The organism is Pectobacterium brasiliense (assembly GCF_016950255.1).
GTDB classification, from domain to species: domain Bacteria; phylum Pseudomonadota; class Gammaproteobacteria; order Enterobacterales; family Enterobacteriaceae; genus Pectobacterium; species Pectobacterium brasiliense.
The window spans coordinates 2,923,186-2,949,963 of the sequence record NZ_JACGFN010000001.1; the positions used below are offsets into that span (position 1 = coordinate 2,923,186).

Consider the following 26,778-nt stretch of genomic DNA (forward strand, 5'->3'; position numbering starts at 1 on the left):
TAAAAAAACATAAAAAGAGGCCGCCCGCAGGCGGCCCTAGCCATATTAATTAGGCACTCTTTTTACCGGAGAGTAAGTCGAGTACTTCCTGAACATCTTGGGTCTGTGCCAGACGTTCAATGACGGCATCATCATCCAGCGCGTTGGTCAGACTGGTGATGACCTGAATATGTTCGTTGTTGCGCGCGGCAATACCGATAACCAGACGCGCAACCTCATCTTCTTCATCGCCAAAGCGAACGCCTTCAGGATATTGGCAGAAAACCACACCCGTTTTCAGCACGCGATCTTTCGCTTCAATCGTACCGTGCGGCACGGCAATCGATTCGCCCAAATAGGTGGAGGTCAGCTTTTCACGTTCCAGCATCGCTTCAACATACGCAGGCTCGACATAGCCGCCTTTCACCAGTTGCTCACCGGCGAAACGGATTGCCTGCTCTTTGTCTGTCGCACGCTGATTCAGGAACACATTACCTGCACCCAGTTGGAACAGGTTAGTCTGTGTGTCGGCGACAGCAGGTGCTGGCGTCGCGACAGCTTCAGACTTCACGGCACCCTGTGCTGCGGTAAGACGCGCCACCAGATCGCTATACAGACCGCTATCAAGGAAGTTGGTCAGCGAAATGTGCTGTGCCTGCGGCGCATGACGCATCGCACGTTCGGTCAGATCGCGGTGCGTAATCACCAGATCGACATCGTCCGGCAGACTATTGATCGCGCTGTTAGTCACCGAAATGTTGGCCAGCCCGGCATCCTGAACTTTCTTGCGCAGCACACCAGCACCCATCGCGCTGGAACCCATACCGGCGTCACACGCTACGATGATTTTACGCACGGTGCTCATATCGCCGCTGATACCCGCGTTAGTCGCCGTACCTTTAGAAGAGGCTTTCATTTCCTGCATGCGGCGCGTTGCGTCACTCAGGTCTTCTTCTTTTTGCTTGGTGCTTTTCAGCAGAATCGCCGACACGATGAAGGACACGGCGAAAGCCGCTGCAATAGCTGCGAGGTTAGCGAAGTAAGCGCCTTTTGGCGTCATCGCCAGCACCGCCAGAATGGAGCCTGGAGACGCAGGAGAAACCAAACCGCCGCCCAGCACGCTCAGCGTAAACACGCCGGTCATCCCGCCCAGAATCACCGCAATAATCAGACGCGGATTCATCAGCACATAAGGGAAGTAGATTTCGTGAATCCCGCCCAGGAAGTGGATAATCGCCGCACCCGGTGCTGATTCTTTCGCGTTACCACGACCGAAGAACATGTACGCCATCAGCACGCCCATACCCGGGCCTGGGTTCGCTTCGATCAGGAAGAAAATAGATTTTCCCGTTTCCGTCGCCTGCTGAATGCCCAGCGGTGAGAAGATACCGTGGTTAATGGCGTTGTTCAGGAACAGAATTTTCGCCGGTTCAACGAAGATAGACGTAAACGGCAGCAGGTTGTTCTGCACCATCAGGTTAACGCCGGAAGCCAGCACCTGAGAGAAGACTTCAACCAGCGGACCAATTGCCAAAAACGACAGGATTGCCAACAACATACCGATGATACCGGCAGAGAAGTTGTTGACCAGCATTTCAAAGCCGCTCTTGATTTTACCGTCGACCATGCGGTCAAAACGCTTGATCGTCCAGCCGCCCAACGGGCCCACAATCATGGCGCCGAGGAACATCGGGATATCGGTCCCGACGATCACACCCATCGTCGTAATCGCACCCACCACACCACCACGCTCACCGAATACCAGACGTCCGCCGGTATAACCAATCAGCAATGGCAGTAAATAGGTAATCATCGGACCGACGAGCTTCGCCAATGTTGCATTGGGGAACCAGCCAGTAGGGATAAACAGCGCGGTAATAATACCCCAGGCGATAAATGCGCCAATGTTGGGCATCACCATATTACTGAGGAAGCGACCAAAGTTTTGCACCTTGATCTTAATATCTGGTGAAAGCATAAAAACACACCCCTATTGAAACGCGCTGACAATAAGAGCGCGTGGTAATTATCGTGAGACGGCGTGGCAATAAAAACACCGATTACCACAAGAAGGCTTCCGTCATTATTACTGTATGCAGCGCGGACTCTAACACGCTGTTTTCATACCGCAACTCCATGGCGGTAACGTGACAAAAATCACACAACCCCCCTACATCAACGATACAAATAGGTGATTTACTTCACAAAAAACCGTTAAAAATGAAAAACTAAACAGATTTTTAGACAAACACCGCGCCTTATATGTGATTTGAATCACATTTTACAGGTCTGTATTTGTTTTATTTATGTGATGTTAATCACAATTTATTTTCACCCTCTCACCAGCCACACGCATCTTATCCAGAATGCCTCTCTGCCATATCGCATCGTTAAAGCGTCAGGGCACGACGCAGTTAGGGATAGTTCACGCCAGTTATTCCTCTAAGCGCATTCATTAAATTCTGCTGCTGTAGAGGTAACGCTGCCACCATGCTGTTATATTGCGCCACCTGTTGCGGCGTACGGAATTGCACAGACGCGCCATTAAACACCGCCTGATCGCCCTGAGCCTGAAGGAAATCGCCGATCTGGATCAGGCTCTGTGCGAAGGCAATCGCATTCGGAATGGCGGGTAGCAGCGCATTGGTGGGCTGTATTACCGTACGTGCATACAACCGCTCATAGGGTATTTGCACTTCTTCGGGCTGTTTTAGCAGCCGATGGGCGTTGTCCGCCTGCACTTTCGCCGCCTGCACATGCTGGCTCAACAGGTTCATTGCCCCGATGGATTGGCGAAGATCATCACGCTGCGTCAGATAGTCTTTAGGAACACGAATACGGGAAATTTGCCCCAGCATCGGTGTTAAACTGCCAGACATCGCCTGATTAAACTGCTGAGAAAAGGTGGTTAAGATCTCGTAATCGTTAGTGAAATTGCCAAAATTCTTCTTCTGCTCTTCCGTCAACGTCGGCAATTTCCCATCCTGCTGCGACTGCACGCTTTGCAGAAACGCAACGAATGCCTTCCGCTGATCGGCTTCGCTGTCACCACAGGCAGCCAGCTGCAATGCCGCCAGAATAACCAGAACTGGCAGCAGCCAGCGTGAACGGTACGTCATCAGCCTTCTCATTCCCTACTCCTGTTATGCTTACTGCCCCGCCAGTCCTGCTTTACTCAGACAAAAACACGCTGACGACGGATTTTCCATGACAAGTTTTTCTACGACATAAGCATAGTCGAATCAGGCTGGCTGTGCAGAAAAAGGCCAGGTCTGACAACGAATACCGATTGTTTAAGCATCGAGATACACGGGGCGACCATAGGATTTTACCAACGGAGTCGTCAGTCGGTACGGATCGAAATCGCGGGGTGAAGCGGGACGTTTTGCGGCGCGGAAAAAAATAACCCCCGAACGGACAAACCGACTCGGGGGTGGGGATGACGTAACGCGATTGTCGTTATTGCAGGACGGAAATATCCGCAACCTGCAAGAACAGCTCACGCAGTTGGCTCAGCAGCGTCAGGCGGTTCACTCGAACCTGCTCATCTTCCGCCATGACCATCACCTGATCGAAAAACGCATCGACAGGCTCACGCAGTGAGGCCAGCTCAACCAGCGCTTCCTGATAACGACCTTCAGCGAATAGCGGCGTCAGTTTGTCGCGCAGCACAACAAGGTGCGTTGCCAGCGTAATTTCCGCCGCGTCTTTCAGTACGGCAGCGTTGACGCTCTCGTTCAGCGTATCGGTAGACTTCGCCAGAATGTTGGAAACGCGTTTGTTAGCCGCTGCCAGCGCCGCGGCGGCATCCAGCGAACGGAAGTGGCTGACGGCTTTCACGCGGGCATCGAAATCAGCCGGACGGGTAGGACGACGCGCCAATACTGCCTGAATGGTATCCACGCTGTGGCCTTCTTCCTGATACCAGGCACGGAAACGACCGAGCATAAACTCAATCACGTCATCCACAACCTTGGCATTAGACAGCTTATCGCCATACAAACGCACCGCTTCTTCGGTCAGCGTCTGCAAATCCAGCGGCAGACGTTTTTCGACGATGATGCGCAGCACACCGAGGGCGGCACGACGCAGTGCAAACGGGTCTTTGTCGCCTTTAGGATGTTGGCCGATGCCAAAAATCCCTGCCAGCGAATCCATTTTGTCGGCAATCGCCAGCGCACAGGCCACCGCAGAAGACGGCAGTTCGTCACCCGCAAAGCGCGGCTGATACTGCTCATTCAACGCCACAGCAACATCTTCCGCTTCGCCATCATGACGCGCATAGTGCATCCCCATCACGCCCTGCGTGTCGGTGAATTCGAACACCATGTTGGTCATCAGGTCACACTTGGACAGCAGACCCGCTCGCGTCGCGTGATTCACATCAGCGCCAATCTGACCAGCAACCCAGCCAGCCAGTGCCTGAATACGGTCAGTTTTGTCGCGCAATGAACCTAACTGCTGCTGGAACAAGACGGTTTCCAGACGCGGCAGGTGATCTTCCAAACGCTTCTTACGGTCGGTATTGAAGAAGAATTCGGCGTCAGCCAGACGCGGGCGCACCACTTTTTCGTTACCGGAAATAATCTGCTGTGGATCTTTGGATTCGATATTGGCAACAAAGATGAAGTTTGGCAGCAGATTGCCGCTGTTGTCGTAAACCGGGAAATACTTCTGGTCACCTTTCATGGTGTAAACCAGCGCTTCGGACGGCACAGCGAGGAATTTTTCTTCAAATTTCGCGGTCAGCACCACTGGCCATTCCACCAGCGAGGTGACTTCTTCCAGCAGGCTGTCGCTCAGATCGGCGTTGCCGCCAATCTTGCGTGCGGCTTCTTCTGCATCGGCTTTGATTTTCGCTTTACGCGCATCGTAGTCGGCGACGACTTTACCGCGCTCCAGCAGAATCTGCGGATACTGTTCGGCGTTATCGATCGTAAATTCAGCTTCCCCCATAAAGCGGTGGCCGCGAAGAGTACGAGCGGAATCGATACCCAATACCTGACCAGGGATCAGTTCTTCACCCAGCAGCATGGTTACCGTGTGCACCGGACGCACAAACTGCGTTTCTTTGTCGCTCCAGCGCATCAATTTTGGAATCGGCAGCTTCGACAATGCAGTGCTTACCATGCCAGCCAGCAGTGTCTGCGCCTGTTCGCCTTTCGCGTGGGCGCGATACAGCAGCCACTCGCCTTTGTCGGTCGTCAAACGTTCAGCTTGCTCAACGGTAATACCACAGCCACGTGCCCAGCCTTCTGCCGCTTTGGTCGGTTTGCCTTCAGCATCAAACGCTTGTGAAATCGCCGGACCACGTTTTTCTACTTCGCGATCGGGCTGAGAAGCGCTTAAGCGTGCCACTTTCAGCGCCAGACGGCGCGGCGCGGCAAACCAGCTTACGTCACCGTGTGCCAGATTGGCGGCATCCAGCTCCGCCGTGAAATTCGCGGCAAAAGATTCTGCCAGATTACGGAGAGCCTTCGGCGGCAGCTCTTCCGTGCCAATTTCCACCAGAAAAGTCTTGTCAGTCATCGCTGCCTCTTAGCTCTCTTTCTTATTACACATCGGGAAACCCAACGCCTCACGCGAGGCATAGTAGGCTTCCGCAACCGCTTTGGTCAGGGTACGAATACGCAGAATGTAGCGCTGGCGTTCGGTAACCGAGATCGCTTTACGCGCATCCAGCAGGTTAAAGCTGTGCGCCGCTTTCAGAATGCGTTCGTAAGCCGGTAAAGGCAGCGGTTTTTCCAGCGCCAGCAGGTGCTGCGCTTCTTTCTCATATTGCTCGAAGCAGCTGAACAGGAAATCGACATCAGCGTGTTCAAAGTTGTAGGTCGATTGCTCGACTTCGTTTTGATGGAACACGTCGCCGTAGGTGGTTTTCCCTAACGGGCCATCGCTCCAGACCAGATCGTAAACGCTATCAACGCCCTGAATGTACATCGCCAGACGTTCCAGACCGTAGGTGATCTCGCCCGTCACCGGTTTACATTCCAAACCGCCAACCTGCTGGAAGTAGGTAAACTGCGTGACTTCCATACCGTTCAACCAGACTTCCCAGCCCAGGCCCCATGCGCCCAGCGTTGGGTTTTCCCAGTTGTCTTCCACGAAGCGGATATCGTGAATGGTCGGATCCATACCCAGCTCTTTCAGAGAACCGAGGTACAGCTCCTGAATATTGTCCGGTGATGGCTTAATGACGACCTGAAACTGGTAATAGTGCTGTAAGCGGTTCGGGTTTTCACCGTAGCGCCCATCGGTCGGACGACGAGAAGGCTGCACATAGGCGGCAGCCATCGGCTCCGGTCCCAGCGCCCGCAGGCAGGTCATAGGGTGTGAAGTGCCTGCGCCGACTTCCATGTCCAATGGTTGAACAATGGTGCAGCCCTGGCGAGCCCAATAATCCTGTAACGTCAGGATTAGGCCCTGGAAGGTCTTGGTATCAAACTTTTGCATGTTGGATTCGCGCGCGATACAAGTGGATTTATAAGGAATGCGCCAGTATACCCTCTGACCGCAAGATATACAGCCAGAATGCGGCAACAAGTGCAAATCCCCCGTCATCATCTTTCAAATTTCAGGATCAGCCTGAAAAAACGGTCTGCAACATCTTCAGGCTCAGCAGCAACAGCAGCGCGGCAAAGGCCTTCTTCAGCGTCGCCACGGGCAGACGGTGCGCCAGACGAGCCCCAACGGGCGCGGTGAAGAAGCTGACGGCAGAAATCAGGAGAACGGCAGGCAGAGAGACATAGCCGACGCTGTAATCAGGTAATCCAGTCGTCGACCAACCGTTGATCATGTAGCCCAGCGCGCCGGACAGGGCAATGGGTAGCCCAACCGCCGCCGATGTGCCAATCGCCTGCTGAATACGGACGTTACACCACGTCAGGAACGGCACGGTGAGCGACCCGCCGCCGATAGCCACCAGCGCCGAAATGCTGCCAATCACCAGTCCGGCCAGCGACACGCCTACCGTACCGGGCAACTGGCGCTGCGGCTTTGGCTTGATATTCATCACCATTTGCAGCGAAACGTAGGCCATAAAGCAGGAGAAAAAGATCGCCAGCGCCCGCGTCGGTAACAGCGTCGCCAGCCAGGTGGCCGCGAATGTTCCAATCAGGATGGCAGGCGTGATCCGCATCACCACAGGCCAAAGCACCGCCTGATGTTGATGATGGGTACGCAGGCTGGAAATTGCCGTGACGACGATGGCCGCCATTGACGTTCCCAACGCCAGATGCACCAAATGCGTATTCTCCACGCCCTGTGCAGCAAACAGCGCCGTTAGCACGGGCACCATAATACCGCCACCGCCAATACCCAATAACCCCGCCATAAAACCAACTACCGCGCCTAATGCCAGATAGGCTGCTACCCACTCTACCGCCATTCCCTGTACCCCTGTCTCTGTCTATGCTTTTCTTATGATCGATTGAACAGCTTTGAACTAATAAACAGCCCTGAGCTAATGAACAGCCTTGAGCGAATATAGCCCTGAGCGAATGAACAGCCCTAAGCTGTTGGCGAAACATTATTCATGATTCCGCGACGACTTTCTGCCCCATCCGCAAATGACCTTTCATATCTGCGAGCACGCCCGCAAAACACTGGTTGCATATACAGCAACATAAGTGCCATGATCGAATCCTACTTGCGACAGACGCCTTACAATGAACGGCTCACCATAATCAGGAGAAAGGTATGCAACGCTGCGGCTGGGTGACACAAGACACCTTATATCAGGATTACCACGATAACGAGTGGGGGAAACCCTGCACCGACAGCCAGAAGCTGTTTGAGTTACTGTGTCTGGAGGGCCAGCAGGCAGGTCTTTCCTGGATTACCGTCCTGAAAAAACGCGAACACTATCGCCGTTGCTTCCACCAGTTCAACCCTGAGCAAGTGGCGCAGATGACGCAAGATGACGTGGATCGGCTGGTGCAGGACAGCAGCATTATTCGCCATCGCGGAAAAATCGAGGCGATTATCACCAATGCAAAAGTGTGGGTGGCGATGGAAAGTCAGGGGGAGAGTTTCTCGCACTTCATTTGGTCTTTCGTCGAACACCAACCGCGTCTCAATCACCCCGCTTCGCTCGCCGAGGTGCCAGCTAAAACCGACGTTTCAGATGCCATGTCCAAAGCCCTGAAGAAACGTGGCTTCAAATTTATCGGCTCAACCATCTGTTACGCCTTCATGCAGGCAGGTGGATTGGTCAACGACCATGTCACCGACTGCTTTTGTCATCAGGAAAGCATCTCATGATTCGACCTTACCGCGACCCCGATCTCGAACCGCTGATGCAGCTTTGGCTAAAGAGCACCACTCTGGCGCATCCGTTTATTCGTGAAGGTTACTGGCAAGAAAGTGCCAGCGCGGTACGTGAGATCTATATTCCCCAGTCGCAAAGCTGGGTTTATGAGGAGCAGGGGAGCCTCATCGGCTTTATCAGCGTGCTGGAAGCACGGTTCATCGGCGCGCTATTTGTGGAACACGCCTATTATGGCAAGCAGATTGGTACAGCGCTGATCCAGCATGTTCAGGCACAGTACCCCTTACTCAGTCTGGAAGTGTATCAGCAGAATACGCGCGCCTGCCGGTTCTACCATAAGCAGGGATTTGTCATCGTTGAGGAAAACGTCAATCAGGATACACAGGCCACCGCACTCATCATGCAATGGGCGAACGAGGGAGCAGCCAATATCACTCCCTCCGGTTCAATCGATCATTTCTGAGTCATCGACTCAACGGGATATCAGAACGTTGTCCAGTTATCGTTCCCGTTGTCCCGCGACGCGAGCGTCGGCAGGCGAGGCGCTGCCTTGTTGCCCGAATTCCCGTTTCCGGTACTCGCCCCTTGCAGTCTTGGCAGACCGGCAACATCCGAATCAGATATGCGGAAAACTGACATCAGTTTTGCCAGCTTCGAGGCCTGTTCCTGCAACGAATTCGCCGCGGCTGAGGATTCGCTCACCATAGAGGCATTCTGCTGGATAGTGGTATCCATTTCGGCCACCGCGCTGCCGATTTGTGCAATACCGCGGCTCTGCTCATCCGATGCGGAGGAAATTTCCCCCATGATGTCATTTACGCGGCTCACAGAAGCCACAATGTCATCCATCGTCGTTCCTGCCTGAGAAACCAGGTCAGTTCCGGTATTTACGCGAGCAACCGATTCTGAAATCAGACCTTCGATCTCTTTTGCAGCCTGTGAACTGCGCTGGGCAAGGCTACGAACTTCACTGGCAACTACGGCAAATCCCCGCCCTTGTTCACCCGCTCGGGCCGCTTCCACCGCGGCGTTCAATGCCAGAATATTCGTTTGGAATGCGATGCTATTAATCACCGTCGTGATATCAGCGATCTTCTTCGAACTTCCCGAAATATCGCTCATAGTATTAATCACGCGGTTAATAATATCCCCGCCGCGGTTGGCATTGGTTGAGGCTTCTCCGGCAATCTGGCTGGCATGTCGGGCATTATCGGCGTTGTTCTTCACGGTGGCCGTTAGCTCTTCCATGCTGGCTGCGGTTTCTACTATCGCCGCCGATTGCTGCTCGGTACGCGATGACAAATCATTATTGCCCGATGCGATGTCAGAAGAAGCGCTCTCAACGCTGTACACACTCTGACGAATATCGGTCATTAAATGACGTAATTTCTCCGTCATCACCATCATGGCTGTCGTTAATTGCCCCAGCTCATCATGCCGTTCCACCGTGACATTCGCTGAAAGATCGCCACCCGCAATCCTTTCCGCCAGTTTCAGGTTGGTGATAATAGGTCGGGTAATTTGTCGAGTAACAGACCAGGCGATCAATAACCCGAATACGATGGCAATCGCCCCTAAAATCAACGTTTGCAGCACGGAGCTATTGATAATGTCATCATTCTTCGCGCCGAGCTTTTGCAGAATACTGCCGATATCGCTCGTCATTCTGTCTCCGGTTGCCCGGAATTTAACATCTGTGGTTTTTAACTGCCCCAGTCGCGCGTAGTACTGCTCTGCCGTTTGATGATAATTTTCAAATGCTTGCCAAAATGAATCCACTACGCGACGGCGATCGCCGCTGACCGACGATGCCAGCGCATCGTAGGATGCCTTAGATTCGGCATAGACCTGCTTCTGCGCGTTAAACGCCACTTCACTATTCTCTCTTTGTAAGGTGTAGGTGCTGTTGACCAGTTTCAGGAACAGCAGTGAGAGGGCGTCCTTCTGCATAGACAACGCATTTTCATCCGCGCCGACAGAGAGATTGGTCATAAATGCCGTTAACGCATCGGAGGCATTCATCTGGCTGATTTTCTTTGCCGTCTCGACCACCGCGTTTGCGGCAGTTTTCATGGTATTCAGATCGGTATCATAATCTACGAAATCTTGATCAAGCTTATTAAAATCAGATAGATATTCTGTGTCCCACGTAAGTGCTTTCGCTTTTTCTTTTTGCTGGCTTGCCTGACTAATGTAGGTATTGAGATTCTTGATATTGTCATCCGCAAAGGTGAATGAATATTTTACCCTCGCCATTTTTGACTGATCGAGATAGTGATTCATTTCATTCAACATTGTCGTTTTAACATACAGATCGTGGATGATAAAAAATCGTACAGCGCCAACGCCAGACGCGATCATGACCAACAACAGGACAATCCCGAAACCGCCATACAGCTTATGAGAAACCTTGAGATTACTCATAATCCTGGTAAAAAAATGCATTTCCGCCCCCATTAAAAAACCCTGTCTAAAACATCCCCGTAGATAGGATTATCGGTTTTTCACAGTAATGCTTTACCCGAAAATGAGTGATATCAATCACAAAGGAAATATATTAATCAAATGATAGTAAGGAGACCTCGCGCCGTTCATGAGGCATTCCACATGCGGCGGTGGCGCGTCTATATGCGATCGTTCATCATCCCAATCGTGCAAATCCCCCATTAATCACGGTTAACCTTGGGCAGATGCGGGGGCGGTATCGCTTGCAGTCTCTCGCCAGCTACGCGATTATTCGATGAGCTATTTCTACGTTAACTTCCTTAATCTGCTGGAGTTTGTGATGAAACCTAGCGTTATCCTGTATAAAAAAATTGCTGACGACCTGCGTGCTCGTTTAGACCAACACTTCACCGTTACTGAACTTGACGCCTTTCCCTCCCTCGACCACCCCGCTCTGGCAACGGCCGAAGGCATCATTGGTTCCGGTGGTAAAGTCGATAAAGACTTCCTGCAACACGCGCCGCGTTTACGTGCGGCCTCCACCATTTCAGTTGGTTACGATACTTTTAACGTCGACGCGCTGAATGAAAAAGGGGTGATACTCATGCACACTCCGACCGTGCTGACAGAAACGGTGGCGGATACGGTTCTGGCACTGATGCTCGCCAGCGCGCGCCGGGTCGTGGAAGTGGCCGAGCGGGTCAAGGCGGGCGAATGGAAAGAAGGGGTCGGCAGCGACTGGTTTGGCACCGACGTTCACCATAAAACCATCGGTATTCTGGGGATGGGCCGCATTGGTCTGGCCGTCGCGCAACGCGCCCACTTTGGTTTCAGCATGCCGGTTCTGTACAACGCACGCCGCCATCACGCCGAAGCCGAGCAGCGTTTTAATGCCCGCCATTGCGATCTCGATACGCTATTAGCAGAGTCTGATTTCCTCTGTATCACGCTGCCGCTCACGGCGGAAACTCATCATCTGATTGGCCGCGAGCAGTTGGCAAAAATGAAGCCCAGCTCCATTTTGATTAATATCGGTCGTGGTGCCGTTGTGGATGAAGATGCGCTAACGGAAGCCCTGGTGAAAGGAACGATTCAGGGCGCGGGTCTGGATGTGTTTGTCAAAGAACCGCTGCCCGTCGATTCTCCACTGCTGGATTTACCTAACGTGGTGGCGCTGCCGCATATTGGTTCTGCTACGCACGAAACCCGTTACGGCATGGCCGCCTGCGCCGTTGACAACCTGATTGCCGCCCTGAGCGGTCAGGTAAAAGAAAACTGCGTGAATCCACAGGTTTTGAAATAGCCTTAAGTCGTATATGAGATAAGCGTTTGCTTGCAAATGCCCTTCACGCTCCAGTCACGATGTTTGCTTCGTTTCTGGAGACGTGTGGGTCGGAACTTATGTAGAAAACCGCTTTTTTAAATCTTACACACGCCCTGATAATGCATTGCCTGACCAATACGCGAGATAAGCGTATGGCCGAGGCTATTATCCCAATTGAAGCTGTTTTGCAGAACAACCACGGCAATTCGATTCTGACGATCTAACCCGATATAACTTGAATAACCGCCAATATATCCCACCTGATAGGTAATATGCTGTGAGCCGACCTCATCAGTAATCCAGGCAATATTGGCCGCCTGTTTGGTACGATTGTAATACGTCTTCATTGAATCATTTATGGCTTCGTCCAGTGCGTAATAGCCCGTCGGATAAACATGTGCTCGGGCAAATTTCAACAGATCATTGGCACTGGTGTACAAACTGGCAGCGCCTACCATATTGGAAGAAAAGTGCCAGTCAGGTATCGGCTTACCGCGCATAATAAATTTGGGCTGATCGCCAGCGTGACCAATTGCTCGGTAGGGAAAGCGAGTTAATTTTTGTGGGGTAAAACTGGTGTTTTCTAGTCTGAGAGGTTCGATGATAGTTTCATTAACCAACCGATCAATGGATTCCCCCGTTTTTAGCTGTAGGATATACCCCAGAATGGCGTAGCCAAGATTCGAATAAGTCGGCTCTGGATGTGTTTGTCAAAGAACCGCTGCCCGTCGATTCTCCACTGCTGGATTTACCTAACGTGGTGGCGCTGCCGCATATTGGTTCTGCTACGCACGAAACCCGTTACGGCATGGCCGCCTGCGCCGTTGACAACCTGATTGCCGCCCTGAGCGGTCAGGTAAAAGAAAACTGCGTGAATCCACAGGTTTTGAAATAGCCTTAAGTCGTATATGACATAAGCGTTTGCTTGCAAATGCCCTTCACGCTCCAGTCACGATGTTTGCTTCGTTTCTGGAGACGTGTGGGTCGGAACTTATGTAGAAAACCGCTTTTTTAAATCTTACATACGCCCTGATAATGCATTGCCTGACCAATACGCGAGATAAGCGTATGGCCGAGGCTATTATCCCAATTGAAGCTGTTTTGCAGAACAACCACGGCAATTCGATTCTGGCGATCTAACCCGATATAACTTGAATAACCGCCAATATATCCCACCTGATAGGTAATATGCTGTGAGCCGACCTCATCAGTAATCCAGGCAATATTGGCCGCCTGTTTGGTACGATTGTAATACGTCTTCATTGAATCATTTATGGCTTCGTCCAGTGCGTAATAGCCCGTCGGATAAACATGTGCTCGGGCAAATTTCAACAGATCATTGGCACTGGTGTACAAGCTGGCAGCGCCTACCATATTGGAAGAAAAGTGCCAGTCAGGTATCGGCTTACCGCGCATAATAAATTTGGGCTGATCGCCAGCGTGACCAATTGCTCGGTAGGGAAAGCGCGTTAGTTTTTGTGGGGTAAAACTGGTGTTTTCTAGTCTGAGAGGTTCGATGATAGTTTCATTAACCAACCGATCAATGGATTCCCCCGTTTTTAGCTGTAGGACATACCCCAGAATGGCGTAGCCAAGATTCGAATAAGTCGGCTCTGGATTCGCCGGTAACGTAACGTCAGCCAAATAATCCAATACGCGATCGTCATCCAATAGCGTATAGAAGTTATTCCCAGTAAATAGATACTCGGCAAAAAGCCCCAGCATCTGCATATCCATCATCTGGCGAGGTAAGCCCGAAGTGTGGGTAACCAACTGTAGTAAGGTGATCTTTTTTGCGCTATCGCTTAAGAGAATCTGACCAGGCAGGAGTTCTTCAAGCGTATCCTCCCAGCGTAATATGCCTCGCTTTACCAGAATGCCCGTGGTTTCCGCCATAAACCCTTTACTCACCGACCCCACGGCAAACAGGGTATCGCCCGTAATGGGGTAACGGTGATCGCTGTCCGTAAAGCCATATCCCCAACTCCGCATCGTTCCATCCGCAGTTAATATCCCAACAACCAAGCCCGGTATCGCTTTTTGTTTAAGGAAAGGCACGGCCAGACGATCGACCTCAGCGGTTAAATCTTGGTAGCAGGCAAGCCGTAGAACATCAGCATCCGATTCATCAATAGATATATTTGATAATGCACCACACCCTGAAAGCATCAATAATACTGCCATGCACAGCGTAAATCGAAAGCGTAAACGCATAATATAAATATCTTAAATTGACTATACGGCGTTGAATTTTTTCGATCTTAAAAGGTTCGTTCAAAAAGCACTATCAATATATTTCCCCCACGTAACTATGCTCCCATTTATTAACGCTATTCGTTTTCTTTCTACCTAAAACTGGATAACCAATACCGGTATTGTTCTTTGCTGTTTCCTACCTCCTATGGAAGTATCGGCTGTAACGAGCGGTTAACGTCTTCTGCTGTATTCCCCGTTTCAGGACGTAATCGATACGCGTATTCACCTGATAAAAAAAACAAATTTAATAAAAACCATCACATGTAGGGAAAACCATCGTGGCGACTTTTTTGCATCCTCATCAGAAACTCACTATTTTTGCCTCATTGCTCCTTCTGGGTGGTGCGTTAAGTGCACAGGCAGCGAACGACGCACCGAAAATCGGCGGCACGCTGATTTATCTGGAGCAGCAGGCACATACCAATCTCTATACGCCCGCAGGCGGGTTTTACCCGAATGGCGGCATCCTCAACCAGATTACCGATAAGTTGACGTATCAGAACCCCGAAACGCTGGAGGTAGAACCGTGGATTGCAGAATCCTGGACCATTAACGCGGATAACACCGAATACACGTTCAAGATTCGTCCGGGTGTTAGCTTCTCTGACGGCACGCCGCTGGATGCCAACGCAGTAGCGAAAAACTTCGATACCTACGGTTTAGGGAATACGGCACTCAACCAACCGGTTTCCGAGGTCATCAATAACTACCTGCGCAGTGAAGTAATCGATCCGCTCACGGTGAAGTTTTACTTTAAGAAGCCGTCTCCAGGCTTTCTGCAAGGGACTGCAACCATCGGTTCCGGTCTGGTTTCTCTCAGTACGCTTGCGCGCAATTTCAATCAGTTAGGCAATGCTAAAAACATTATTGGCTCCGGCCCGTTCGTGGTGAGCAGCGAGAAACTGGGACGCGAACTGAAGCTGACCGCCCGTAAGGATTACAACTGGGCACCGGTTAAATCGAAGCATCAGGGACGCGCCTATCTGGACGGCATTACCTATCTGGTCACCCCGGAAGACAGCGTGCGTATTGGCGCGTTGGTATCCGGTCAGGCTGACTTCATTCGTCAGATTCAGGCCTATGATGAGAAGCGGGTGCAGAGTCAGGGCTTCAATCTTTATGCCCCGCCGACGCGCGGCGTCAATAACAGCGTGGTTTTCCGTCCGGATAACCCGCTGGTCGCCGATATCCGCGTGCGTAAAGCGCTGCTGCACGCCACCAACACCAAAGAGATCATCAATACGCTGTTCTCAGACAACTACCCACATGCCACGTCACCACTGGCTAAAACCGCCGCTGGCTATGTCGATCTCTCCAGCAAGCTCACGTTCGATCCCGCACAGGCCAACAAACTGTTAGATGACGCAGGCTGGAAAATCGGCTCGCAGGGATTACGACAAAAGGACGGCAAAACGCTGGAGCTGACCGCCTATGAATCCCTGCCGCAACCGCAGAATAAAGAAACCTTACAGCTGGTTTCTCAACAGTGGGCAAAAGTCGGCGTGAAGCTGAACGTGCTGGCGGGCGATGCGGGCAGCAAGACCGTCGATAGCCTGGATCCGCTGAAAACCGGCGTGGCTCCGGCGATGGTAGGCCGTGCCGACCCGGATGTGCTGAAAAGCCAGTATTACCCGACGGTACGTAACGTCCTGCTGCAAAAAGGCGGTTCCAGCGACAAGGTGAACACCTTTGTAGATTCACATCTGAATACGCTACTGGATGGCATTGCGGCAGAAACCGACCGCAGCAAGCGGCTGGCGCTGGTTGGAGAGGTGCAGAGCTACCTGATCGATCAGGCCTACGTCATTCCTATTTTCGAAGAACCGCAGGTATTTGCGGGTGCGCCCACCACGAAAGGCATCGCGTTTGAAGCCGTTGGCCGCCCCAGCTTCTACAACACTTGGCTGGATAAGTAATACAGAACAGAGAGGCTATCATGAACCGATATCTGGCACTGCGCATCGGTCAGGCACTGCTCGTCCTGTGGGCGGCATTTACCTTATCTTTCATCCTGCTCCAGGCAATGCCGGGTGATGCGGTACTGATCAAGTTCCAAAACCCGGAGCTCGGCCTGAGCGCCGAGCAGATCGCGCAGCTGCGTTTGTCCTACGGTGCCGATACACCGGTACTCACGCAATATTTTCATGCGATAGCCCAGATACTGCGTGGCGATCTCGGCCTCTCTCTTCAGGCGGGCGTGCCAGTCACCGAGCTGATTGCCGCGAATCTGCCGCCTACGCTGCTGCTCGCGGTGCTGGGTTTCATTGCCGCTGGTCTGCTGGCGTTTGCCCTCGCATTCTTATCGACGATGACGCCGTTCCAGTGGCTGCGAACCGCGCTGCAATCTCTGCCGTCGCTGTTTATTTCCGTGCCAACCTTCTGGCTGGGCATCGTGCTGATTCAAATTTTCTCTTTCCGTCTGGGGCTGATCCCGGTGATTAACCCCGGCGAGTGGGAAGGGCTGATTTTGCCCGTTCTCACGCTGGCATTGCCGATTTCCGCTCCGCTTGCCCAAGTGCTAATGCGCAGCATCGATCAGGTGCAAACCCAGCCGTTTGTTGCCGTCGCCCGTGCCAAAGGCGCCAGCCGCAGCGGCGTACTCTGGCGACACATCGCCCGCAACGCGATGCTGCCCACACTGACCATCGCCGGCCTGCTGTTGGGCGAGCTGATTGCGGGCGCACTGATTACCGAAACCGTATTTGGCCGTAACGGGCTCGGCCAGTTGACGCAGGAAGCCGTGAACTATCAGGACAGCAGCGTATTGCAGGCCATCGTACTGATTTCCGCCGCCGCCTTTGTTGTCGTCAATCTGGCCGTCGACCTGCTCTATCCCCTTCTCGACCCGCGCCTGAAAAGCACGACAGGAGCCACGCTATGACTACCGTACAGCTGGAAAAAATTACGTTTCCTCTTCTGCGCAAGCGACCTCTGCTGCGCCGCTACGCCTTTCAGCCGGGGCTGGTGCTAGCCTGGCTGGTGATGCTGACCGTCACGCTCTGGGCGCTGTTTCCCGGCTGGTTTACCGGCTATAGCCCAACGGAAGGCATCGCGGGCGCACAGCGGCTGGCACCTGACGCTGACTACTGGCTCGGTACCGACCAACTGGGGCGCGATCTCTATGCGCGCATCGTTTATGGCGCGGTGCACTCGCTTTCGGGCGCGGTTATCGCCGTCGGCCTGGGTTTGGTGCTCGGCAGCCTGTTCGGCCTGCTGGCAGGTGCCGTTGGCGGCTGGCTGGATAGCGTCGTGATGCGCAGCATTGATGTGTTACTGGCCATTCCCGGCCTGCTGCTGGCACTGAGCGTCATTATCCTGTTGGGTTTCGGCACGGTTAACGCCGCGATTGCCGTGGGCGTCACCTCCGTCGCCAGTTTCACGCGACTGGTGCGTTCAGAAGTGCTGCGCGTGCGCCACAGCGACTACGTCGAAGCCGCCTATGGCAGCGGCGGCACCTTTTTCAGCGTGCTGTGGCGACACATCCTGCCGAACTCACTGACCACCGTTTTCGCCTTTGCCGCCCTGCAATTCGGCAGCGCGATTCTGGCTATCTCCACGCTGAGCTTCCTCGGCTACGGCGCACCGCCGCCCACGCCGGAATGGGGACTGCTGATCGCAGAAGGCCGCAACTACATCGCAACCGCCTGGTGGCTAACCACCTTCCCCGGCCTGATTGTCGTACTCGTTGTGTTGTCCGCTAACCGTATCAGCCAGTCGATCAGGAGGACGGAACGATGAGCCTGTCAGCCAGCTTACAAACCAGCGCGGCCGTACCCGTACTGGCTCTGGAGAATGTCACGATTGCCTATCGCGGTGACGATCGTGAGCAGACCGTGGTGGAAGGCGTCTCTTTCCATATTCAGCCCGGTGAAGTGGTGGCGCTGGTGGGAGAGTCCGGTTCAGGAAAGACGACCACTGCGCAGGCCGTCATCGGTTTACTCGCCGAGAACGGCAGGCTCACACGCGGCGCGATTCGGCTAAACGGCGTGGATATCAGCGGCTGGTCGCAGAAGCGATTGGATAGCGTGCGTGGTGCACAGATCAGCCTGATCCCGCAAGATCCCACCAGTTCCCTGAACCCGGTGCAGACCATCGGCGAGCAGGTGGACGAGATTCTGCGCATTCATCAGCGGGAAGATCGTCAGACTATCCGTCAGAAAACGCTGGCGCTGCTGGAACGCGTAGGGCTAAACCAGCCGGAGCTGCGGGCAAAGCAGTATCCGCACGAGCTGTCTGGCGGCATGAAACAGCGCGTCCTCATCGCCATTGCCATTGCGCTAAAACCTGCGCTGATTATTGCCGATGAGCCCACCAGCGCGCTGGACGTCACGGTGCAGAAACGTATTCTCGATCTGCTTGATGAACTGCGGCGCGAAAATGGAACGGCAGTGCTATTCGTCACGCACGATCTGGGGGTGGCGGCCGAGCGTGCCGATCGGCTGCTGGTCTTCCAGAACGGCTATATTCAGGAACAGGGGCCAACGCTTGAGGTGCTCAGCGCGCCCTCAAGCCACTATGCCCGCACGCTGCTGGCAAACGTGCCGTCACTTAATCCCACTCCGCGTCCACCGCGCAACCATGCTTCCGACATTATTGTCTCGGTTGAAAATCTGGTGCAGACCTTTCCCCTGTCGGGCCGCAAAGGGGAACATTTTCGTGCCGTGGATGACGTTTCTTTCAGCGTAGCTCGCGGCACAACGCACGCCATTGTTGGCGAGTCCGGTTCCGGCAAAACCACCACGGCGCGCAGCCTGCTCGGGTTCCATCACCCTAGCGCGGGACGCATTCTGATCGACGGAACCGACATCACGCATCTGAAGGGTGAAGCGCTGCGGCAGTTCCGGCAGAAAATCCAGTTGGTCTATCAAAACCCTTTTAGCTCGCTCGATCCGTCGCAGCGTCTCTACGACATCGTCGAGGAACCGCTGCGTAATTTTAATCGCCATACCGCCGCGCAGCGGGAGCGAAAAATTCATGAGATGTTCGAACGCGTTGCCCTGCCGGTCGCGCTGCTGTCACGCAAACCGCGTGAGCTGTCCGGCGGCCAACGCCAGCGTGTCGCCATCGCCCGAGCGCTGGTGCTAGAACCGCAGGTGCTGGTGCTGGACGAGGCCGTCTCAGCGCTGGATGTCACCGTGCAGGCGCAGATTCTGCGTTTGCTGGCCGAGCTACAGGAATCACTCGGGCTGACGTACCTGTTCATTTCGCACGATTTAGCAGTGGTACGCCAAATCGCCGACACCGTGTCCGTGCTGTACCACGGCAAACAGCTTGAATCCGGCCCGGTGGAGCAGATCTTCGCCCAACCCGAACATCGCTACACCCGTGAACTCATCGAGGCCATCCCCGGGCAGCAACACCCGGCTTTTGACCGCTCGCACCACGCTCAGATTCACCATTCGCACTAAACCAAGGACTGTAGAATGACAACGAAACGGCTGGGATTTTTCACGCGATTGCTGGATGACGTCTCCGCCCAGCAGCGCTATCGGCTGGCGACGGAACAGATCGTCAAAGCCGAACAATTAGGATTCGACAGCGCCTGGGTCGCACAGCATCATTTTCACGCCGATGAAGGCGGATTGCCTTCACCTCTGGTGTTTCTGGCGCTGGTTGCTGCCCGTACTCAACGTATCCAACTCGGTACCGGCGTGATTACGCTGCCGATGGAAGAGCCATTGCGCGTGGCGGAAGATACTGCCGTGCTCGATTTACTCAGCAACGGCAGGCTAGAAGTCGGCGTAGGTTCCGGCGGCACGCCGTCCTCATTTGCCGCATTCGGCCACGACAGCACACAGCGCGGGCAGATCCTCGGGCGCTATCTGGAAAAACTGCGCGCCGCGTGGCGGGGGGAAGCCTTGAGCGAAGACGGTAATCAGCTCTACCCTGCCGCGCCGCATTTGGATAAGCGCGTCTGGCAGGCCACGTTTTCTATCGAAGGCGCGGAGCGAGCCGGTAAAGCAGGCGATGGCCTGATGCTCTCTCGCACCCAGCCACGCCCGGAACACTTCCCAGATGCCACGCTCGCCGATCTGCAAAACCCGATGATCGACGCCTATCTGGCCGCGCTGCCTGCGGGCGTCGCACCACGCATCCTCAGCTCGCGCAGCGTTTTCGTGGCTGACGATCGTCAATTAGCGCTGAGTCTGGCAGAAAAAGGGCTTAATCGTTCCTCCGCCCGTTCTGGCACGTTCCGCCCGATCCCTCACGACTCGGTAGAGGCGCTGATCGCCTCGTTCGATAGCCATGTTGGCACCGCGCAGGATGTCATCACGTCACTTCAGGCAGACAGTTCTCTGGAGCGTGCGACCGATGTGACATTCCAGGTGCATTCCATCGATCCGCCGCATGCGCTGATTCTTCGTTCGCTTGAACTGATTGCCACTCAGGTAGCCCCGGCATTGGGCTGGAGACCCGCCGTCAAACAGAAAAGCCCGCTCGGGCAGGAGATTGCATGACGCACGCTAACACGTTACACACTCAGGACGTACTGGACGCGCTGGCTGAAATCAGCCCGGATTCTGCCCTCGCCGCCGCCAGAAAAACCCGTGATGCGGCAACTCGCCATACTCAGGGCAGCTACGACGCGCTGTTTAACGCCGATGCCGCAGACGATGCGACATTACCGTTATCGCTGCGCTTCTGGTTTGCGACCAAAATCAGCGGCTGGCAGCAGGACGATCAGCTACAGCATTTTTATGCCGAGCGGCTGGCGGACTTCCCGGAACCCACGCTGACACCGACACTACAGCTGGCGCTGGACCATGCCGAGCGTCTGACGAAAACGCCTGTGCAGGCCTCGGCATCCCACGTCAACGCGCTGGAGCAGGCGGGCTGGTCGGTAGACGATATCGTGACGCTGTCGCAGCTCATTGCGTTTGTGAATTTTCAAAGCCGATTGCTGCGCGGCTATCGCCTGATTGCCGGCCATCGCGTCAGCCAACCGCATTCGAAGGCCGCTGTTGCAGGTCAGTGGCATACCCAACCGCAGACGCACAGCGGCAAGTCTGCACCGCAGGCGTTTACTCAGGCAGAGCTGGGCTGGGAACCGTGGATCGCCCCCAAACCGTTAGCCGAATTCAATGCCGATGAGCAGGCGATTCTGGCGCGCTTCGGCCACACCGATTCCGACTATTTCCGCTTGCTAGGCCGCAACCTTCCGGTACTGGAGCAGCGCACGCTGACGGATAAAGGGATTTTCTATACCGCAGGCGGCCTGCCGCGCAAGGAGCGCGAACTGATCGCCGCCGTCACCAGCAAGGTCAACGGCTGCATCTACTGCGCCTCGGTACACGCGCGTAAAGCCAGCCAGCTCTCCAAGCAGGACGGCGATGTGCAGCGGTTGCTGGACGTCGTCCCCGGCGGGGATTTAAGCATCGGTCAAAGCCCGCGCTGGCAGGCGATTATCGATTTCTCGGCACGCCTTTCCGCCACGCCCGCGCAGGTCAACGCAAATGACCTGAAACAGCTGCAAGAACAGGGATTGGATACGCTAAAGATTATCGATGTGGTGCAGTCAGCCGCCTTCTTCTCATGGGCCAACCGACTGATGCTCACGCTAGGCGAACCATTCTGGCCGGAGCATTAAATCAGCGTTGCCCTCTAGCGAATCAGGCGGCACGGCTGCGTGTCGCCTTTCAGTCTTTATTTTTTCAGGTAAGCAGGGAAATCCGCAGACAATTCGCTGGCAGGACAGTTGATGACCTCATTGTTGTTCTCACCACAGTCGCGGATGAACGTGATGGTGGCGAATTCATCGATAACTTCGGTCGGGTACACAGGGCCCGCATCGCGATAGGCTTCCATTTCAGCAATGTGTTCGTTCTGGAAGCACACTGTTTTCTCTGGATTATTGATGATCCAACGCGGGAAGAAGATAGTGCCGTGGAAAACCTTATCAGCAATATTCACGATCAGGCTGACGTCTGTTCCCGTCGGTTCTGTCCATGAAATCTTATACACCTCGCGGGCAACCTGCACGATATACACCTGCTGATCCTTAACCCAGCGGTTACCCACGATACCGCTATGAATGCGATAGTCTATGGTGTTGGCATTTTTGACATACAGTTCGTAATTCCAGCCATTGTCATAGGTATATACCAGGTGTTTCCCTACAAAATGGCTCAGATCATGTTGATTGAATGAAGGCATGATTGTTCTCCTGAAGTGTGTGAATTCACTTTAGATCTTTATTAATTCGATGAATAACGCTATTTTTCAGGGAAAATCATTCAATATTTAGATATATAAAAGATGCTGGCAAAGACGACGCTGGAACAGTGGGAAATCCTTCAGGCAGTTATTGATTTGGGCGGCTATACACAGGCGGCGAATGCGCTTCATCGCAGCCAGTCTTCGGTCAGCTACCAGCTTGCTCTGCTGCAAGAGCGGTTGGGCATCGCGCTACTCACGATCCACGGACGCAAAGCCGAGCTCACGCCAGAGGGCGAAAATCTACTCGCGCAGGTGCGGCCCGTAATACGTTCATTTCATGCGCTGGAAGCGCGCGCCCATTCTCTGAAAATGGGTGAACAGTCCAGCATCAATCTGGTTGTTGACAGCACCTTCCCCAAAGATCGCCTATTCCACCTGCTCAGCACCTTTCAAAAACGGCATCCGGCCACACGTATCCACCTGACCGAAGTGCTACGTAATGAAACGCCGGAACAGTTGAAGGCACGGGATGCGGATATTTACGTCATCACACAGCGTGAACTCGACGACATTGCCGGACAATGGCTGATGAACGTTGATTTTGTCGCTGTCGCACATTGCCATCACCCACTTTTCTCACTCCCCACGCCGTTAAGCCATGAGGATCTGTCTCGCTATCCCTGTGTCGAGATCGTGATGCGCACGACGCCGCATAAGCAGCCTTCCTCCGCCGAGAGTTGGACATTCACCACGTTTGAAGCCGCCACGCAGGCCGTTTTGCATCAAGTGGGCTACGGCTGGCTGCCGGAAGCACGAATCGCAGAGCACATTACGCGGGGAGAATTGCAAATATTACCGTTGCAACAGGGGGAAAGGCGCACCACCCCACTCTATCTGTTAGCGGAAGAGAAAGGGCAGCCGCTCAGTAAAGCGCTCCTCACGCTCATCGCGCTACTGTTCGGCAGGCTCTGAGGTATGGGAGGTCTTTATCGATAATTTCGATGCTAGGGCTGTCCTACCGCCGGGAAAAAGCCAGACGCGCGGCGAATGCCAGAAAGATAATGCCTGTCGTTCGGTCCATCCACTTCACTACGGAACCACGACGCAAAAAACGCGACAGCGGGCGCGTAGCGGCAATCAGCGTAGACGACCACAGCGTGCCGATAAAGACGTGAATAAGAACAAGCAGGTAAGTCCACAGCACTACTGAATGGCCAGCAGGGATAAACTGCGGCAGGAGTGAAACGTAGAACACGCCGATTTTTGGATTTAACACGTTGCCCAACATGCCACGGAGAAACCAGTTCTGCGGCTTCGGTATGTCTTGTGACGCCGCCATCACCAGCTCGGTTCTGGGTTTCAGGATCATTTGCAGACCCAGCCAGCAGAGGTACGCCGCACCACACCATTTCAGGATGTTATAGGCCAGTTCCGACGCGGCAATCAGCGTTCCCAGACCAAACGCCACCATCGCGCCCCAAATCAGGCAGCCGACTTGAATACCAAACGCCGCATGGAAGGCTTTCTTACTGCCTTCAACGGTCGCGGTGCGTAGAATCAATGCCGTGTCCAAACCCGGCGTCAGGGTTAATATCGTCGCGGCAAACGTAAAAGCAATCAGCGATTCGGTCAACGTCACGGTAATTCATCACTCCAGCAGGGAAAACCACAAAACGCGCCATCCTCATCGAGAATGAGGCAGGTTAGCGGACACGCTATCTTATAGTAATCTCTACCTAATAGACGATAGGGCATGGTCATATCCATCTCTTCAGCCAGGCCATGCAACTCAACATCACACAACGATAGCGAAAAATGAGATGCACAGACTCGATGATCTAGAAAGCTGGTTAATCAATCAGTTGCCTGAAGTAACAGAAGACCTAAACCCCGGCGCAGCGCAAAGCGAGCTCGATGCCTTTATAGAGCACATCGGCGTAGCAGTGCCGGATGATTTTCTCGCGCTGTATCGCTGGCACAACGGGCAGCGTATGGAACAGAATACCGGCCTGTGGTATGGCATGAGCTTTTTACCGCTAGCGCGCGTCATGCAAGAAGTCGATGGATGGCGAGAGATTGTGAATACATCAAGCGATGACGATCTCACCAGCTTGAATTACGGGATGTCATCTACGCCCCCTCACTACGTTAAGCCTGTTTATGCCAATCCACTGTGGATTCCCTTCGCCTATGACTGGGGCGGCAACTATCTGGCGGTCGATCTGGATCCCGATGTACAAGGTACGCGTGGACAGGTAATCAACTGTGGACGTGACGAAGACAGGAAAATAGCCATCGCTCCCAGTCTTGATGCCTTCGTCCACTGGATGATGGAGGAGTTAAACGCAGGCAACGTCAATATCCGTCTTGAGGATGACGGTGGCCGGAGTTTCAACACGCTACGGCCAGAGAAATACCATTTCCTCGATGCATTGGCAGAGATTTTTGACGATGCACCATCGCCAGCAAGCACCTCGGAGACATCAGGAAAATCAATCTGGTCCTGGTTCAAAAAGCGCAAATAAACTCCTCCGATCGCTTACCTTCCGCTACGCTATCCGGCAGGCAATGACTCACGATACAGGCGCAACACCATGATAAAACGTTTCTTCCTCACGCTCGCTTTATTGACGTTTTCCGCATCTTCGCTGGCGCAAGACACTCTGCCAGAGGCGGTGAAGAGTATCGAAAAACAGGGCATTACGATCATCAAACCGTTCACTGCCCCCGGCGGCGTGCAAGGCTGGCTGGTTAGTTATCAGGGCGTAGGGGTGACCATCTATTTAACGCCGGACGGTAAGCATGCCATTTCGGGCTATATGTATGACGAACACGGTAACAACCTGAGTGAAGCGCTAATTCAGCAGGAAGTGTATGTGCCTGCCGGTCGGGAGATGTGGCAGAAATTACAGCAGGCGCCGTTTATCACCGAAGGGGCGAAGGATGCGCCGCGTAAAATCATCGTCTTTGCCGACCCGTTATGCCCGTACTGCAAACAGTTCTGGCAGCAGGCACAGCCGTGGGTAAAAGCAGGGAAAGTCCAACTGCAAACGCTGCTGGTCGGCGTCATTAAACCGGAAAGCGGGCGTTATGCCGCCGCGATTCTTGCCGCCAGCGATCCGGCTAAAGCCTGGCATAAATATGAACTGTCGAACGGCAAAACGGTGCCTCCGTTCCCCAAAAACTCATCACGCGATATCTGGAATAACATTCAGCATAATCAGCGGCTAATGGATGAACTGGGGGAAAACGTCACGCCCGCCATCTATTACCTGAATGATAAGAATGAGCTACAGCAAGTGGTCGGGCTGCCGGATGCACAACAGCTGGCGGAGATGATGGGAAAATAGACACAGGAGGGAATCTCCCTCCTGACGTTTCTCTTAGCGATGCGACCAGTACGCCATAAAGTTGATCGTCTCTTTATCGAGGTGCCGCTCGTCGAGCAAATAGCGGCGCAGCCGTTTGATGGCGGAAGACTCTCCCGCCGCCCAGGCGTAAAACGGGCGATGTGCCGTTGCCCGTTCCCACAGTAGCTCGTCTTCCGGCGTTTCCTGTGCAATCTCATCACGATTAGTACAGGCGCTGGCAGGAATATTCACGTCCTGCTGAACCGCAACCAGCAGGCGTTCGCCCCACACTGTGCTGCCCGTTTCCTCACGCGGCAGCCAGTGAATCTGCGCAAAAGGGAAGTCGCCTGATGTCACGCAGTCAGCCGCTTTTGGCACTTCAAAAAAAGCCTGTACCGACGGCGGAGAAGGCTGGGTAGCCAGCTGTTCAAGAATTCCCATTGCCGCAGGCAGCGCCGTTTCATCTGCAATCAGCAGTACCTGCTCAACGCCATCGTGCGGTGCCCATTCATAGCCGCCGCTGTCGCCATCGGCCTCTGCATTGGGCGCGACAATCTGTAGCGTCTCACCCGGCTTAGCGTGATTCGCCCAGCTTGAAGCAGGCCCGGTATCACCGTGCAGCACAAAATCGATTGTTGCCTGCTGTGATTCCTGTGAGACAGAACGCAGCGTATAGGTACGCAAAATCGGACGACGCTCACGCGGCAGCCCCAGATAGTCCTGATACCAGGTATCGCTCACGGCCATCGGCGTCAGCTCCCCGCTTTCGCTGGCGAGCAGCAGCTTGATGCGCTGATCCGGCGCGTCCAGTTTCATCTGGCGCACTTCCGGGCCAGTGAACACACAGCGTACTAATGAAGGCGAGAGTAACGTCTTACTCTCTAAGCGTAAATTGAACAGCCGATAGGCGGAAGACGTTGTACGGGTAGCTAAAGACATAGTGAGAAAACCGTATGTTTTGTAAGGAAAATCAGTTCACGGGATAAACCCTATTCACG

General features: G+C 53.8%; 23 protein-coding genes and 1 pseudogene. 13 read left to right on the forward strand and 11 right to left on the reverse strand.

What is annotated here, in order from left to right; translation table 11 throughout:
• Positions 1-49: 49 nt before the first annotated feature.
• The 5 genes from H4F65_RS12995 to H4F65_RS13015 all read right to left on the reverse strand — a co-directional run bounded on the left by H4F65_RS12995 (position 50) and on the right by H4F65_RS13015 (position 7,366).
• A complete protein-coding gene (locus H4F65_RS12995; protein ID WP_010286436.1) occupies positions 50-1,957 on the reverse strand; it encodes a PTS mannitol transporter subunit IICBA in 1,908 nt (635 codons plus the stop codon).
• Between the two features lie 436 nt (positions 1,958-2,393).
• On the reverse strand, positions 2,394-3,110 hold the full coding sequence (locus H4F65_RS13000; RefSeq protein WP_039320485.1) for a DUF3053 domain-containing protein: 717 nt from the start codon (positions 3,108-3,110) through the stop codon (positions 2,394-2,396).
• Positions 3,111-3,438: 328 nt separating this feature from the next.
• Positions 3,439-5,508: a glycine--tRNA ligase subunit beta gene (gene glyS / locus H4F65_RS13005; RefSeq protein ID WP_010286430.1), complete on the reverse strand. Its 2,070-nt coding sequence runs from the start codon at positions 5,506-5,508 to the stop codon at positions 3,439-3,441.
• Between the two features lie 9 nt (positions 5,509-5,517).
• Positions 5,518-6,432 carry a glycine--tRNA ligase subunit alpha gene (gene glyQ / locus H4F65_RS13010; RefSeq protein ID WP_010286428.1) on the reverse strand — a complete coding sequence of 305 codons (915 nt, stop codon included), beginning with the start codon at positions 6,430-6,432 and terminating at the stop codon, positions 5,518-5,520.
• 127 nt (positions 6,433-6,559) lie between these two features.
• Positions 6,560-7,366 carry a sulfite exporter TauE/SafE family protein gene (locus H4F65_RS13015; RefSeq protein WP_010286425.1) on the reverse strand — a complete coding sequence of 269 codons (807 nt, stop codon included), beginning with the start codon at positions 7,364-7,366 and terminating at the stop codon, positions 6,560-6,562.
• A 311-nt stretch (positions 7,367-7,677) separates the two neighbouring features.
• On the opposite strand from H4F65_RS13015, the gene H4F65_RS13020 reads away from it, so the two are divergent.
• Both H4F65_RS13020 and H4F65_RS13025 read left to right on the forward strand, forming a co-directional pair.
• The gene (locus tag H4F65_RS13020; protein ID WP_010286423.1) at positions 7,678-8,241 is read left to right on the forward strand and encodes a DNA-3-methyladenine glycosylase I; all 564 of its coding nucleotides are present in this window, start codon (positions 7,678-7,680) and stop codon (positions 8,239-8,241) included.
• Entirely contained in the window at positions 8,238-8,711 is a 474-nt protein-coding gene (locus H4F65_RS13025) for an N-acetyltransferase (protein WP_010286421.1), read from the forward strand. Before H4F65_RS13020 ends, H4F65_RS13025 begins: the two co-directional genes overlap by 4 nt.
• Positions 8,712-8,731: 20 nt before the next feature.
• Here H4F65_RS13025 and H4F65_RS13030 read toward each other — a convergent pair whose 3' ends face one another.
• Positions 8,732-10,693, reverse strand: a complete 1,962-nt coding sequence (locus H4F65_RS13030) for a methyl-accepting chemotaxis protein (RefSeq protein ID WP_039320502.1) — start codon at positions 10,691-10,693, stop codon at positions 8,732-8,734.
• A gap of 340 nt (positions 10,694-11,033) precedes the next feature.
• Between H4F65_RS13030 and ghrB the strand changes: the two genes are divergently transcribed.
• A complete protein-coding gene (gene ghrB / locus H4F65_RS13035; RefSeq protein WP_010286418.1) occupies positions 11,034-11,996 on the forward strand; it encodes a glyoxylate/hydroxypyruvate reductase GhrB in 963 nt (320 codons plus the stop codon).
• A 116-nt stretch (positions 11,997-12,112) separates the two neighbouring features.
• On the opposite strand, the gene H4F65_RS13040 is transcribed toward ghrB, so the two are convergent.
• Positions 12,113-12,685: a serine hydrolase domain-containing protein gene (locus H4F65_RS13040; protein WP_420850614.1), complete on the reverse strand. Its 573-nt coding sequence runs from the start codon at positions 12,683-12,685 to the stop codon at positions 12,113-12,115.
• A gap of 23 nt (positions 12,686-12,708) precedes the next feature.
• Between H4F65_RS13040 and H4F65_RS13045 the strand changes: the two are divergent.
• Positions 12,709-12,912 (forward strand): annotated as a pseudogene (locus H4F65_RS13045) (NAD(P)-dependent oxidoreductase); the annotation flags it as partial.
• A 116-nt stretch (positions 12,913-13,028) separates the two neighbouring features.
• Here H4F65_RS13045 and H4F65_RS13050 read toward each other — a convergent pair.
• Positions 13,029-14,231, reverse strand: coding sequence for a serine hydrolase domain-containing protein (locus H4F65_RS13050; protein ID WP_048255958.1), 1,203 nt, complete (start codon positions 14,229-14,231; stop codon positions 13,029-13,031).
• Between the two features lie 320 nt (positions 14,232-14,551).
• On the opposite strand from H4F65_RS13050, the gene H4F65_RS13055 reads away from it, so the two are divergent.
• From H4F65_RS13055 to H4F65_RS13080, 6 genes are read left to right on the forward strand one after another with little or no spacing between them, the layout of a single operon-like run.
• On the forward strand, positions 14,552-16,189 hold the full coding sequence (locus tag H4F65_RS13055) for a TIGR04028 family ABC transporter substrate-binding protein (protein ID WP_010281735.1): 1,638 nt from the start codon (positions 14,552-14,554) through the stop codon (positions 16,187-16,189).
• Between the two features lie 20 nt (positions 16,190-16,209).
• The gene (locus tag H4F65_RS13060; RefSeq protein ID WP_010281733.1) at positions 16,210-17,154 is read left to right on the forward strand and encodes an ABC transporter permease; all 945 of its coding nucleotides are present in this window, start codon (positions 16,210-16,212) and stop codon (positions 17,152-17,154) included.
• Positions 17,151-18,011, forward strand: coding sequence for an ABC transporter permease (locus tag H4F65_RS13065; protein ID WP_010281730.1), 861 nt, complete (start codon positions 17,151-17,153; stop codon positions 18,009-18,011). Before H4F65_RS13060 ends, H4F65_RS13065 begins: the two co-directional genes overlap by 4 nt.
• Positions 18,008-19,681, forward strand: a complete 1,674-nt coding sequence (locus H4F65_RS13070; RefSeq protein WP_010281729.1) for a dipeptide ABC transporter ATP-binding protein — start codon at positions 18,008-18,010, stop codon at positions 19,679-19,681. The genes H4F65_RS13065 and H4F65_RS13070 overlap by 4 nt, the downstream gene beginning before the upstream one ends.
• A 15-nt stretch (positions 19,682-19,696) precedes the next feature.
• On the forward strand, positions 19,697-20,731 hold the full coding sequence (locus H4F65_RS13075; RefSeq protein WP_010281728.1) for a putative FMN-dependent luciferase-like monooxygenase: 1,035 nt from the start codon (positions 19,697-19,699) through the stop codon (positions 20,729-20,731).
• Positions 20,728-21,861 carry an alkylhydroperoxidase domain protein gene (locus H4F65_RS13080; RefSeq protein ID WP_039320733.1) on the forward strand — a complete coding sequence of 378 codons (1,134 nt, stop codon included), beginning with the start codon at positions 20,728-20,730 and terminating at the stop codon, positions 21,859-21,861. The genes H4F65_RS13075 and H4F65_RS13080 overlap by 4 nt, the downstream gene beginning before the upstream one ends.
• Positions 21,862-21,917: 56 nt before the next feature.
• On the opposite strand, the gene H4F65_RS13085 is transcribed toward H4F65_RS13080, so the two are convergent.
• Positions 21,918-22,427 (reverse strand): phenolic acid decarboxylase, encoded by a 510-nt coding sequence (locus tag H4F65_RS13085; RefSeq protein ID WP_010281725.1) that lies wholly within the window; start codon positions 22,425-22,427, stop codon positions 21,918-21,920.
• 102 nt (positions 22,428-22,529) lie between these two features.
• Between H4F65_RS13085 and H4F65_RS13090 the strand changes: the two genes are divergently transcribed.
• Positions 22,530-23,402, forward strand: a complete 873-nt coding sequence (locus H4F65_RS13090; RefSeq protein WP_010281722.1) for a LysR family transcriptional regulator — start codon at positions 22,530-22,532, stop codon at positions 23,400-23,402.
• 43 nt (positions 23,403-23,445) lie between these two features.
• On the opposite strand, the gene H4F65_RS13095 is transcribed toward H4F65_RS13090, so the two are convergent.
• The gene (locus H4F65_RS13095; RefSeq protein ID WP_010281721.1) at positions 23,446-24,069 is read right to left on the reverse strand and encodes a LysE family translocator; all 624 of its coding nucleotides are present in this window, start codon (positions 24,067-24,069) and stop codon (positions 23,446-23,448) included.
• Positions 24,070-24,250: 181 nt separating this feature from the next.
• Here H4F65_RS13095 and H4F65_RS13100 point away from each other — a divergent pair, with 181 nt between their 5' ends.
• Positions 24,251-24,955, forward strand: coding sequence for an SMI1/KNR4 family protein (locus H4F65_RS13100; protein ID WP_010281718.1), 705 nt, complete (start codon positions 24,251-24,253; stop codon positions 24,953-24,955).
• A 69-nt stretch (positions 24,956-25,024) separates the two neighbouring features.
• Positions 25,025-25,780, forward strand: coding sequence for a thiol:disulfide interchange protein DsbG (gene dsbG / locus H4F65_RS13105; protein WP_010281715.1), 756 nt, complete (start codon positions 25,025-25,027; stop codon positions 25,778-25,780).
• A gap of 33 nt (positions 25,781-25,813) precedes the next feature.
• Here the strand turns inward: dsbG and H4F65_RS13110 are convergent, their stop codons facing one another.
• Positions 25,814-26,719 (reverse strand): siderophore-interacting protein, encoded by a 906-nt coding sequence (locus tag H4F65_RS13110; protein ID WP_039320731.1) that lies wholly within the window; start codon positions 26,717-26,719, stop codon positions 25,814-25,816.
• Positions 26,720-26,778: the final 59 nt, after the last annotated feature.

What these genes read in the sequence shown, in the direction of transcription:
- H4F65_RS13000 (WP_039320485.1), bottom strand. Translation starts at nt 3,110, where the DNA reads ATGAGAAGGCTGATGACGTACCGTTCACGCTGGCTGCTGCCAGTTCTG.
- H4F65_RS13075 (WP_010281728.1), top strand. Translation starts at nt 19,697, where the DNA reads ATGACAACGAAACGGCTGGGATTTTTCACGCGATTGCTGGATGACGTC.
- H4F65_RS12995 (WP_010286436.1), bottom strand. Translation starts at nt 1,957, where the DNA reads ATGCTTTCACCAGATATTAAGATCAAGGTGCAAAACTTTGGTCGCTTC.
- glyS (WP_010286430.1), bottom strand. Translation starts at nt 5,508, where the DNA reads ATGACTGACAAGACTTTTCTGGTGGAAATTGGCACGGAAGAGCTGCCG.
- H4F65_RS13015 (WP_010286425.1), bottom strand. Translation starts at nt 7,366, where the DNA reads ATGGCGGTAGAGTGGGTAGCAGCCTATCTGGCATTAGGCGCGGTAGTT.
- glyQ (WP_010286428.1), bottom strand. Translation starts at nt 6,432, where the DNA reads ATGCAAAAGTTTGATACCAAGACCTTCCAGGGCCTAATCCTGACGTTA.
- ghrB (WP_010286418.1), top strand. Translation starts at nt 11,034, where the DNA reads ATGAAACCTAGCGTTATCCTGTATAAAAAAATTGCTGACGACCTGCGT.
- H4F65_RS13065 (WP_010281730.1), top strand. Translation starts at nt 17,151, where the DNA reads ATGACTACCGTACAGCTGGAAAAAATTACGTTTCCTCTTCTGCGCAAG.
- H4F65_RS13060 (WP_010281733.1), top strand. Translation starts at nt 16,210, where the DNA reads ATGAACCGATATCTGGCACTGCGCATCGGTCAGGCACTGCTCGTCCTG.
- H4F65_RS13085 (WP_010281725.1), bottom strand. Translation starts at nt 22,427, where the DNA reads ATGCCTTCATTCAATCAACATGATCTGAGCCATTTTGTAGGGAAACAC.
- H4F65_RS13025 (WP_010286421.1), top strand. Translation starts at nt 8,238, where the DNA reads ATGATTCGACCTTACCGCGACCCCGATCTCGAACCGCTGATGCAGCTT.
- H4F65_RS13020 (WP_010286423.1), top strand. Translation starts at nt 7,678, where the DNA reads ATGCAACGCTGCGGCTGGGTGACACAAGACACCTTATATCAGGATTAC.
- H4F65_RS13090 (WP_010281722.1), top strand. Translation starts at nt 22,530, where the DNA reads ATGCTGGCAAAGACGACGCTGGAACAGTGGGAAATCCTTCAGGCAGTT.
- H4F65_RS13100 (WP_010281718.1), top strand. Translation starts at nt 24,251, where the DNA reads ATGCACAGACTCGATGATCTAGAAAGCTGGTTAATCAATCAGTTGCCT.
- H4F65_RS13110 (WP_039320731.1), bottom strand. Translation starts at nt 26,719, where the DNA reads ATGTCTTTAGCTACCCGTACAACGTCTTCCGCCTATCGGCTGTTCAAT.
- H4F65_RS13080 (WP_039320733.1), top strand. Translation starts at nt 20,728, where the DNA reads ATGACGCACGCTAACACGTTACACACTCAGGACGTACTGGACGCGCTG.
- dsbG (WP_010281715.1), top strand. Translation starts at nt 25,025, where the DNA reads ATGATAAAACGTTTCTTCCTCACGCTCGCTTTATTGACGTTTTCCGCA.
- H4F65_RS13070 (WP_010281729.1), top strand. Translation starts at nt 18,008, where the DNA reads ATGAGCCTGTCAGCCAGCTTACAAACCAGCGCGGCCGTACCCGTACTG.
- H4F65_RS13030 (WP_039320502.1), bottom strand. Translation starts at nt 10,693, where the DNA reads ATGCATTTTTTTACCAGGATTATGAGTAATCTCAAGGTTTCTCATAAG.
- H4F65_RS13050 (WP_048255958.1), bottom strand. Translation starts at nt 14,231, where the DNA reads ATGCGTTTACGCTTTCGATTTACGCTGTGCATGGCAGTATTATTGATG.